The sequence below is a fragment of the Chelativorans sp. YIM 93263 genome (genome assembly GCF_028767125.1).
In the GTDB taxonomy this organism is placed as follows: domain Bacteria; phylum Pseudomonadota; class Alphaproteobacteria; order Rhizobiales; family Rhizobiaceae; genus Chelativorans.
On the sequence record NZ_JAKCWP010000006.1, the window covers coordinates 194,249 to 205,000 of the forward strand.

4 protein-coding genes, 1 tRNA gene, 2 rRNA genes and 2 pseudogenes (1 of these 9 running past the window's edge) are annotated in these 10,752 nt (G+C 58.5%); 4 read left to right on the top strand and 5 right to left on the bottom strand.

What is annotated here, in order from left to right; translation table 11 throughout:
* On the bottom strand, positions 1-3,123 hold the full coding sequence (locus tag LY631_RS14030) for a response regulator (RefSeq protein WP_274426099.1): 3,123 nt from the start codon (positions 3,121-3,123) through the stop codon (positions 1-3).
* Positions 3,124-3,578: 455 nt separating this feature from the next.
* Here LY631_RS14030 and LY631_RS14035 point away from each other — a divergent pair, with 455 nt between their 5' ends.
* Positions 3,579-4,874: a cation:proton antiporter gene (locus LY631_RS14035; protein ID WP_274426100.1), complete on the top strand. Its 1,296-nt coding sequence runs from the start codon at positions 3,579-3,581 to the stop codon at positions 4,872-4,874.
* A gap of 14 nt (positions 4,875-4,888) precedes the next feature.
* Here the strand turns inward: LY631_RS14035 and LY631_RS14040 are convergent, their stop codons facing one another.
* Positions 4,889-5,671: an IS5 family transposase gene (locus LY631_RS14040; protein WP_274426101.1), complete on the bottom strand. Its 783-nt coding sequence runs from the start codon at positions 5,669-5,671 to the stop codon at positions 4,889-4,891.
* 1,167 nt (positions 5,672-6,838) lie between these two features.
* Between LY631_RS14040 and LY631_RS14045 the strand changes: the two genes are divergently transcribed.
* The 3 genes and pseudogenes from LY631_RS14045 to LY631_RS14055 form a co-directional block, all read left to right on the top strand.
* On the top strand, positions 6,839-7,180 hold the full coding sequence (locus LY631_RS14045) for a transposase (protein ID WP_274426102.1): 342 nt from the start codon (positions 6,839-6,841) through the stop codon (positions 7,178-7,180).
* Between the two features lie 98 nt (positions 7,181-7,278).
* A pseudogene (locus LY631_RS14050) lies at positions 7,279-7,652 on the top strand (recombinase family protein); the annotation flags it as partial.
* A 39-nt stretch (positions 7,653-7,691) separates the two neighbouring features.
* Positions 7,692-8,165, top strand: a pseudogene (locus tag LY631_RS14055) (recombinase family protein); the annotation flags it as partial.
* A 147-nt stretch (positions 8,166-8,312) separates the two neighbouring features.
* On the opposite strand, the gene LY631_RS14060 reads toward LY631_RS14055, so the two are convergent.
* The 3 genes from LY631_RS14060 to LY631_RS14070 all read right to left on the bottom strand — a co-directional run.
* A tRNA-Met gene (locus LY631_RS14060) sits at positions 8,313-8,389 on the bottom strand.
* Positions 8,390-8,481: 92 nt separating this feature from the next.
* Positions 8,482-8,596: ribosomal RNA gene (gene rrf / locus LY631_RS14065) — 5S ribosomal RNA — on the bottom strand.
* 76 nt (positions 8,597-8,672) lie between these two features.
* Positions 8,673-10,752 (bottom strand): 23S ribosomal RNA (locus tag LY631_RS14070) (it continues 722 nt past the right edge of the window).

Below are 10,752 nucleotides of genomic sequence, written 5' to 3' on the forward strand. Positions count from 1 at the left end.
CTATCGCGGCATCCAAACGCGGGCGAGCGAGAGCAGCTTATCCACATCAAGAGGTTTTGGCAGATAATCGTTTGCTCCGGCGGCCAGGCATTGTTCCTGGTCTCCTGCCATGGCCTTGGCCGTAAGCACGATGATCGGCAGGTTTCTCCACTCCTTGCGTGTCCTGATCTCACGCGTGGCCGTCAGTCCGTCCATCTCCGGCATCATCACGTCCATAAGCACCAGATCGATAGCAGGATCGTCTCCTTTAGCCACTCTTTCGAGAGCCTGCAGCGCCTCGCGTCCGTTCCGGGCGATTTGCACAGCGGCACCGTGCGCTTCGAAAACGCTCATGAGGGCATAGACATTCCGGATGTCGTCCTCCACGACGAGAATGCGCCGGCCCTCCAGCGCGGCGTCGCGGTTGAGCGACCGGGCAAGCATTTCGCGCTTCTGTTCCGGCAGTTCGGAGACCATCTGGTGGAGGAAAAGCGTCACCTCATCGAGAAGCCGCTCGGGCGATTTCGCACCCTTGATGATGACTGATTTGGAGTATTTCCTCAGGCGTAGTTCCTCGTCCGGCGTAAGCTCGCGGCCTGTGTAGACGATGGTGGGTGGGAAGGCATAGGCGTCGTCGGCGCTCAGTTGCTCGAGGACTTCGAAACCGGAGGCGTCCGGCAGGCTCAGGTCGAGCACCATGCAGCCGAATGTCTCGGTCTTCAGCTTCTCGAAGCATTCGGCTGCCGACGCCGCGGCAACGGTTTCCACGTCCTGAGACGACAGCAGGAGCTGGAGAGCGTCGAGCTGTGTCGCGTCGTCCTCGACGATGAGCACGCGCCGCACGGTCTGCGCGAGCTCCTTTGCAAGCCCCGTGAGGGCACGCTCCAGCGCCTCGCGCTTGACGGGCTTGAGCATGTATCCGGCAGCGCCAAAAGAGAGGGCGGTGCGCGTATAGTCGCTGACGGAAACGACATGGACAGGTATATGCCTCGTGCGGGCATCGTGCTTGATCCGATCGAGGACCGACAGGCCTGTGTGATCGGGCAGGCCGATATCGAGAATGACCCCGGCCGGCAGATGCTGGCGGGCGAGTAGTACGCCTTCGTCCGCCGTTTCTGCGACCAGGCACTGGAAGCCGAGTTCGTGCGCGAGGTCCAAGAGGATACCGGCGAAGGCGGGATCATCCTCCACGACCAAGATGACGCGATTGCCTGACAGCTGGTCGCGGTCGTCCTCGATATTGCGGGGCCGTGCGGGGGCGGCATCCGGCGGCTCCGCTTCAGAATGTGCAGCGGCCGGGGACGCGGCGGGTCTGAATACCGTGGCGAGCCGATTGTCTGCGCCGGCGAGCCGCTCCGCGCTAGCGGCATCGTAGCTCTCGGGCACAATCAGAATGAAGGAACTGCCTTCCCCGACTACGCTTTTGACCTGAATTTCCCCACCCAAGATTCGCGCCAGCTCGCTGCAGATGGAAAGGCCAAGGCCCGTCCCCCCGTATTTGCGGTTGACAGCCCCGTCCGCCTGGCGAAAGGCCTCGAAGATCGCCTGCTGCTGTTTCTCCGGAATTCCTATCCCAGTGTCGCGGACGGCGAAGGCGAGCCGGCCGTCCTCTTCCTTCGCGACGCTCAGCACGACCTCGCCTTTGTCTGTGAACTTGATGGCGTTCGAAAGGAAGTTCTTGAGCACCTGCTCGATCCGCTGGGGGTCGGATTCGAGTTCCTCGGGCGTGCCAGGCGCCGTTTCGATTCTGAAGCCAAGGCCCTTTTCCGCGGCTGCAGCGTGAAGGGTCGCGTGCAGCTTCGCAAACATCGACTCGATGCGCACGCTCTCCAACTGCAGCTCGACATGGCCTGCCTCGATCTTGGAGATGTCGAGGATATCGTTGATGAGGTTCAGCAGGTCGTTCCCCGCCGTCTCGATCGTCTCGGCATATTTCACCTGCTCGGAGCTGAGATTGCCGTCCCGATTGTCGGCGAGCAGGCGAGCCATGATAAGGAGCGAGTTCAGAGGCGTCCGCAACTCGTGCGACATGTTGGCCAGGAACTCGGACTTGTAGCGGCTTGCCTCCTCGAGATCGCGCGCCTGCTCCTGCAGGGCGCTCTGCGCGCGACTGAGCTCGTCACGCTGATTTTCCAGAAGCTGCGTCTGCTCCTCCAACTGCGCATTGCTCTGTTCGAGTTCCTGCTGCTGTTCCTCCAGCCGTGACTGAGACTCCCGAAGCGAGTGGCTCTGGTTCTCCAGTTCCTCGTTCGTGGTGCGAAGTTCCTCGCTTTGCGTCTGGAGCTCCTCGGCCTGGCGCTGCGTCTCTTCCAGAAGCTCCTGCAGTTGGGCGCGGTATCGGGCCGAACGCACTGCTATCGCTATGGGTTCGGAGATGCGCTCCAGGAGTTCGGTCACCTCCTCGCCCGCATGTTTCAGGAAACCCATTTCCAGAACGGCATTGATTTCCTCGTCAACGGAGGCCGGCGCGATCAGCAGGTGGCGTGGCTTGGTTTGTCCGAGGCTGGAGCCGAAATAAAGATAATCGTCGGGCACGTCGCGCAGCACCAAACTGCGTCTGTCCGTGACTGCTTGACCCAGCAATCCATCTCCCGGTTTAAAGCTGTCCGGGACCGACGCATTGGCTGGCACGCCGTAGACTCCGCAACGTTGAAATGCCGGTCCGTCGCGGACGTAAAGCGCTCCGACCTGCGCATCAAGATATTCGGCGAGGAAGGCGAGGACGTTGCCGCAGAGCTCCTCGAGCTTTTGATTGCCGCTGACGCTTCGGGCGAGACGGACCTGCCCTGTTTGAAGCCACTCCTGCTTTTGAACGGCCAACTTGTTTCTGACGAAGAGGTAGCCGGTCAGCGCGATAATCCACGTCGTGAGCGCGCCGAGCACACGGTTTATACGGGCGATGTCCGCGTCCACGCCGGCCGGCGCATAGAAGAAGCCTATCACTATCAGGAAAGTGATCGCGGTTGCAGCGAGCACCGGCACGACTGGCCTTGAGACGAGGTAACACAGTGCTACGGGAAAGAGATATATTACCCAAATCGCAGTGCCGAGCGGAAAAAATAGTTCTGCAATAAATGTCAGCGCCATCAGGCCGACAATGGCCCCATACAGCAGCCATTCAATTCTACTTTCGGTGACTTTCATTAAATTACCCAGATTCCGATCACTACGCGATCACCTGTCCTTAGAACGAGAGTGTGCCGGGAGAGAACGCACATTAGCTATGCTGGGTGAAATGGAAGGTCAACAGCATGAGCCTCGCTTGTTCATCCTACGTGACATTCTGCCATTCATTCGCTCGCTAGTTCCTCGATCAGACTCGCCTGCAGCGCATGGCCTGCCACAACTTTCAGGCTGTCACTGAACAACCGTCGTCCCCACCAGATCGTGCCTCGAAAGGAACGATCGGATCACCGGCGGGGTTGTTGAGAGGGCCGCTGGAGGTGAATGCATTCCGGTATGGTGCGTGGACGGTCCAAACGTCATGATTGCGTCAGAGCTCCGTTCACGGCACTCGCCCCTCAGGAACTTGGCAGCTCGGGCGAAGGCAGGACGGTTCCAGGCAACAGACGGACGGCAAAGGGAGAAAGTGGATATAAGTGGATTGGTATGCCGTTTCCCTGGCCATTTTTGGCGCCGTCGTTCTCCTCACCGCTTGGCTGCCCCTTCTGCTGAAAGAGCTGCCGTTATCCCTGCCCATGGCCTTCATCGGCACGGGGATGTTGCTGGCCTGGTCACCGCTTCTGCCGATCGACTGGGCGAATCCGCTCGAGAACCGGTACATCACCGAACGGATGACGGAGTTTGTCGTCATCGTCTCCCTCATGGGCGCTGGGCTGAAACTGGATCGACCGATCGGTTGGCGCAATTGGGGAATGACATGGCGCCTCCTTTTCATTGCCATGCCCATCACCATCGCGGGGGTAGCACTGCTCGGGTGGGCCGTCCTCGGCCTGGGCATTGCCGCGGCCCTTCTTCTCGGCGCAGCCCTCGCGCCAACTGACCCGGTCCTGGCGAGCGACGTACAAGTTGGACCACCTCAGTCCGGTGAGGAGGATGAGGTGCGTTTTGCGCTCACCTCGGAAGCGGGCCTGAACGACGGCGCGGCCTTTCCATTCGTCTACCTGGCCATCGCGATCGCGCTGTCGCAGGCCTCGGGCGAACCCTTTCTCGCCGACTGGCTGCTGGTCGATGTCATTTGGAAAGTCGGCGCGGGCGTGGCCATCGGTTGGGTTGGCGGTTGGGTGATGGGGCATTTCACATTCCGGCTGCCAAACAGAGCGGCACTCGCCCAGTCGAATGACGGTTTTGCCGCGCTCGGCATTACATGCCTTGCTTATGGCACAACCGAACTGGCCAATGGCTACGGCTTCCTTGCAGTCTTTGTCGCCGCGGTGGCTTTCCGTACGGTTGAACGGCGACACCGCTACCATCGCAACCTGCATAGCTTTGCCGAGCAGATCGAACGGCTGGTCATGATGGTGCTTTTGGTCTGCTTCGGTGCCGCCATCGCCGAGGGCACAATTTTCAATGCGCTGAGCTGGCCCGTTATATTCGTTGCAGTCCTGATCTTGCTCGTCCTACGGCCACTTTCCGGCTGGATCAGTCTCACTGGTCACTCCGCGCCGCATCATGAAAAGTTGGCGATCTCCTTCTTCGGCATCCGAGGCCTCGGCTCGTTTTACTATGTGGCCTATGCCCTGGGTCAGGCCGAATTCGACGCGGCTCAGATTATCTGGGTCACCGTCTGTTGCGTGGTCCTCCTTTCGATCGTCACCCACGGTATCGCGGTTACCCCGATCATGAAGCGTCTCGACCGCTACCGGACTTCATTGCGCACCGTGAAGGGATCGCCGCATCGGCAACTGCGGGCGACCAAGCGGCCACCTCCTTAGAGGGTGTTTGGAAATTAAGCTTTTGCGAGCCTGTTGAGCATGAGGCGAGTACTGGCTATGTCGATCATCGTTTCGGATGTCTGGATGCGGTATTCATAATCCTTGCTGAGCCTGCGATTGCGCCCGATCCAGGCAAAGCTGCGTTCGACGATCCAGGTCAAGCCGGTGATCTCGAAGGCGCGTTGACGCCGCTTAACGATCTCCAGCCGCCAGCTTTGGCGCTCTGCCAGGGCACGGGCGAGTTTCTTGCTCTCATGCCCCGCGTCAGCGATAATCGTGGTGATGGCCGGGAAGATCGCCTTCAGTCCGCTCGTCAGCAGACCTCCGGCGCGCCGGTCCGAAACATTGGCAGCCTCGACGCGATTGGCGATCGGCAGGCCGAGTGTATCGACCAGAATGTGGCGCTTTCGGCCCTTCACCCGCTTGAAGGCATCGAAGCCGCGTGTTCCGCCGACCTCGGTGGTCTTCACCGACTGCCCATCCATGATCACGACCGTCGGGCATTCTGGCCGACCGGAACGGATGCGTGTCAGCCTGTAGAGCTCACGTTGCAGGCGAACCCAAATCCCGGCTCGCTGCCATTTCCTGAAGTACCAGTAGACCGTGCTCCAGACTGGAAACTCTCTCGGCAGCTGCCGCCATTGGCAGCCAGTGCGCAGCAGATAGAATATCGCATCGATCACGGAACGAAGGCTGATCCGTCGTCGCCGGCCGCGCCGCTTCGGTTTCGGAAGAAGCGGCTCAACAATCGACCATTGTTCATCCGTCACGTTTGATGCGTATCGGCTACCGCTCATCCCTCGCCTCCGTTCACCGGGAGGCAAGGAATACTGGAATCCTTAATTTCCAAACACCCTCTTAAGCCGATCGCGCAAATCTACTCCTTGATAGGCCGGAGAATTTACGAAACTTATCAAGGCTTCCTCGACGGCAAACTCACATCTGCCCGTCGAGATCCGACGAAAGTCGGGCTAGGTGCGCTGCTGCTGGATCCAGGGGACGTTAGGCGGAATTTGGACCTACCTGAGGTGACAGAAGTACCCGACCCTAGGGTGGAAGCAGCAGCTAGGATCCTGAAGTCAAGCGTCCAAACAATCGGCCATCTCGCAAGATGCGGCGAACTCCGCGTTTGCAGGGTTCAGCATCCGATCACACGCTACTTTCGAAAATACGTGGATTTAACTGAACTTCAGCAGTTCCGCCAAACGTACATAACCATCACAGAATTGAGTGATGTCTTCGGAATACCAACCGGGCCTCTTGCCATTAAGCTTGATGCGAAAGGACTGCATCCCAGGGTGGCTCCGCGACGCGTCACTCGGATGTATCGGCGCGCCGATGTCGAAAGAGCTTTCAATGTAGCGTTACCGGGAAAGTTGGAAGACAATCCTTAATAACCGCCCGACGGGAATTATCGAGCAACGTCATTCTTGGAAAGCGTACCCTGGCCTTGACGTGCTGTCCGTTTTGCCCCTGCCATCTACGCCGTGATCTGGCAACGGACCCAAGAAAACATTTCGAAGCACTGAAGCTGATCGACAATATCTCCTCGTAGGGCACGACCTTACCGAGTGAGTTGCCAACGATGATGCGAATAGGCGTTTGGCAGTTCCGCCACTGGCAACCTCTTGACCTCAAGCGCCCAGGGGCGCGGCTTACTACCCCTTGTCAAGGTAACCGTCGCAGCTGGCTACATGGGGACGTTCACCTCAGTGGCTAGTATGGCGATAAGACGCCACTTGATGCCGTCCACCGATCTGCCGATCGCATTATCGGCAAGATGGGCAGCACGTTCAAGATAACCGCCATTTCGATGTGGGCGGTCGCCCTGGCTCTTCTGCCGTTTTCGCTTGAGCCGCCGTCGCGCGTTTCACTCGAGGCGCTGGTCACTCTTGGCGGCATTAGGAGGTGTTTGGAAATTAAGGATTGCAGTGTTCCTTCCTCCCGGTGAACGGAGGCGAGGGATGATCGGTAGCCGGTACGCATCAAACGTAACGGATGAACAATGGTCAATTGTTGAGCCGCTTCTGCCGGAAACGAACCGGCGTGGGCGACGACGACGGATCAACCTTCGTTCCGTGATCGACGCGATGTTCTATCTGCTGCGCACAGGCTGCCAATGGCGGCAGCAGGACGGGGTGCAGGCGCTGATGCTGGCGCTGCGCAGGGTCAGCGATGTGTTGATGGACAGCGAGCCCTACAAGGCGGGGGCCCTAACACTCTGGGGTCAACACGATCTGGACCTGCCTCCGGGATGGGGCGCGGGTGCCCTTTACACCGTCCCGCATCCTCCCGCATCGCGGTAATTGCCAGCCACTTCTATAAGCAGCGCTTGCAAACGATCGGTTATCCATATCCTCTATGTTTGGAGATTCGGCTTCAACACGCCTCTCAGGCTCTCCATATGGCCAAAACAACGCGTAGACCCTCCTCTCGTCGGCCCACAGGGCCGACTTATCGGCTATGCGCGCGTCTCCACGGACGAGCAGATGGAATTGCGGTCGGCCGGATGCGACGCAATCGTCCAGGAGCATGGATCCGGCGGCTCGCGGACCCGCCCTGCCCTCGCCCGGCTTGTTCGCGAGATCGGCGCCGGCGACACCCTCGTTGTGGTTCGCCTCGATCGCCTGGCGCGCTCGGTGAGCCACCTGCTCAATGTAATCGAGGTGAGCTGACGCCAAAGGCGCGTATTTCCGCTCGCTGAGCGATCCCATCGATACCACGACGCCGCAGGGCATGTTTTCCCTGCAGGTCCTCGGCGCCGTCGCCCAGCTAAAGGATTCAGACTCGAAATTCTGATGTTCCGAGGATTTGACCATGCCGACCGTTGCACTTTACGCGCGCTACTCGTCCGATAATCAGCGTGACGCCACGATCGAGGACCAACTTCGCCTCTGCCGCGAACGAGCCGAGCGCGAGGGTTTGGCGGGTCGCCGACGGCTACAGCGATCGGTCAGTTTCCGGCGCGAGCCTAATCCGTCCGGGAATTCAAGCGCTGCTGCAGGATGCACAGCAGCGCCGATTCGACATCGTTCTTGCGGAATCGCTCGATCGTGTTTCCCGTGACCAGGAAGACATCGCCGCCGTCTACACGGATGACCTTCGCTGGCGTGCGCATGGTCACGCTGTCTGAGGGCGACATCAGCGAGTTCCATATCGGCCTTAAGGGCAGGATGGGTGCTCTCTATCTCAAGCGATCTCGCTGACAAGACACGCCGCGGACTGCGCGGGCGTGTGGAGGACGGTAAATCCAGCGGTGGCAACAGCTATGGCTATCGAGCTGTTCGCCAGCCTGGCTGGTCGGCCAGATCATGGTTTCACCCGACCCGGACGGCAAGGTCAACCTTTGGCTGGAATGCGATCTGACGGGCATTCTCAGCCTGGCCTCGGGCACAAAAAAACCCGCTCATCCTGCGGATGAACGGGTGCTGCTATCAATGGTTGCGGGGGTAGGATTTGAACCTACGACCTTCAGGTTATGAGCCTGACGAGCTACCGGGCTGCTCCACCCCGCGTCACAAAAAGGACCCGATTGCACCGGACAGTTTGTTAAGTTTCGCCGTTCACGGCAAAGCTCATGAAGAGAAGAAAAACATGCGCTTAGCAGACCTGGCAGCGACCTACTCTCCCGCGTCTTGAGACGAAGTACCATCGGCGCTGGGGCGTTTCACGGCCGTGTTCGGAATGGGAACGGGTGCAGCAACCCCGCCATAACCACCAGGTCGGCGAAACGCATGTTTCTATCGAGAAGCTGTTCTCTTCTGCCACCCGAACGACGAGTGGACACAAGCAATGAGAATGATCAAGCCGATCGAGCTATTAGTACCGGTAAGCTTCGTACGTTGCCGCACTTCCACACCCGGCCTATCAACGTGGTCGTCTACCACGACTCTCAGGGAATACTCGTTTCCAGGTGGGTTTCCCGCTTAGATGCCTTCAGCGGTTATCCCTTCCGTACATAGCTACCCTGCTATGCGGCTGGCGCCACAACAGGTCCACCAGAGGTACGTCCATCCCGGTCCTCTCGTACTAGGGACAGATCCTGTCAATATTCCTACACCCACGGCAGATAGGGACCGAACTGTCTCACGACGTTCTGAACCCAACTCACGTACCGCTTTAAATGGCGAACAGCCATACCCTTGGGACCTGCTCCAGCCCCAGGATGCGATGAGTCGACATCGAGGTGCCAAACAACCCCGTCGATATGGACTCTTGGGGGTCATCAGCCTGTTATCCCCGGCGTACCTTTTATCCGTTGAGCGATGGCCCTTCCACATGGGACCACCGGATCACTATGACCGACTTTCGTCTCTGCTCGACTTGTCTGTCTCGCAGTCAGGCAGGCTTATGCCATTGCACTCGACGAACGATTTCCGACCGTTCTGAGCCTACCATCGCGCGCCTCCGTTACTCTTTAGGAGGCGACCGCCCCAGTCAAACTACCCACCATACACTGTCCCGGGCCCGGATAACGGGCCGCGGTTAGACATCCATGACGACAAGGGTGGTATTTCAAGGATGGCTCCACCAAGGCTGGCGCCCTGGCTTCAAAGCCTACCACCTATCCTACACATGTCGACACGAATGCCAGTGTAAAGCTATAGTAAAGGTGCACGGGGTCTTTCCGTCTAACCGCAGGAACCCCGCATCTTCACGGGGAATTCAATTTCACTGAGTCTCTGCTGGAGACAGCGGGGAAGTCGTTACGCCATTCGTGCAGGTCGGAACTTACCCGACAAGGAATTTCGCTACCTTAGGACCGTTATAGTTACGGCCGCCGTTTACCGGGGCTTCGATTCAGAGCTTGCACTCCTCCTCTTAACCTTCCGGCACCGGGCAGGCGTCAGACCCTATACGTCGTCTTGCGACTTCGCAGAGCCCTGTGTTTTTGATAAACAGTCGCTACCCCCTGGTCTGTGCCACCCCCCTTCGGTTGCCCGAAAAGAGGTCACGCTTATCCCGAAGTTACGCGTGCAAATTGCCGAGTTCCTTCAGCAGAGTTCTCTCAAGCGCCTTGGTATTCTCTACCAGTCCACCTGTGTCGGTTTCGGGTACGGTCTATACGGAGGAGCTATTTCCCGGAACCACTTGGCTGCCCTTCCAATCCGATAAGGAAAGACAACGTCCGCAATCCGTCACTACCTCCAGGCCCACGAATATTAACGTGGTTCCCATCGACTACGCCTTTCGGCCTCGCCTTAGGGGCCGGCTAACCCTGCTCAGATTAACTTTAAGCAGGAACCCTTGGACTTTCGGCGAGGGGGTCTCTCACCCCCTTTATCGTTACTCATGTCAGCATTCGCACTTCCGATATCTCCAGAAGCCCTCACGGGTCTTCCTTCACTGACTTACGGAACGCTCCGCTACCGCTCGTCTTGCGACGAACCCACAGCTTCGGTGCATGGCTTTAGCCCCGTTACATTTTCGGCGCAAGGACCCTTATTTAGACCAGTGAGCTGTTACGCTTTCTTTAAATGATGGCTGCTTCTAAGCCAACATCCTGGTTGTTTTGGGGTCCTCACATCCTTTCCCACTTAGCCATGACTTGGGGACCTTAGCTGGTGGTCAGGGTTGTTTCCCTCTCCACGACGGACGTTAGCACCCATCGTGTGTCTGCCGACTAGTACTCCTCGGTATTCGGAGTTTGGTTAGGTTTGGTAATCCGGTGAGGACCCCTAGCCCATCCAGTGCTCTACCCCCGAGGGTATTCGGTCGACGCTCTACCTAAATAGATTTCGCGGAGAACCAGCTATTTCCGAGTTTGATTGGCCTTTCACCCCTAGCCACAAGTCATCCCGATCTATTGCAACAGATATGGGTTCGGCCCTCCAGTACGTGTTACCGTACCTTCAGCCTGCTCATGGCTAGATCACTC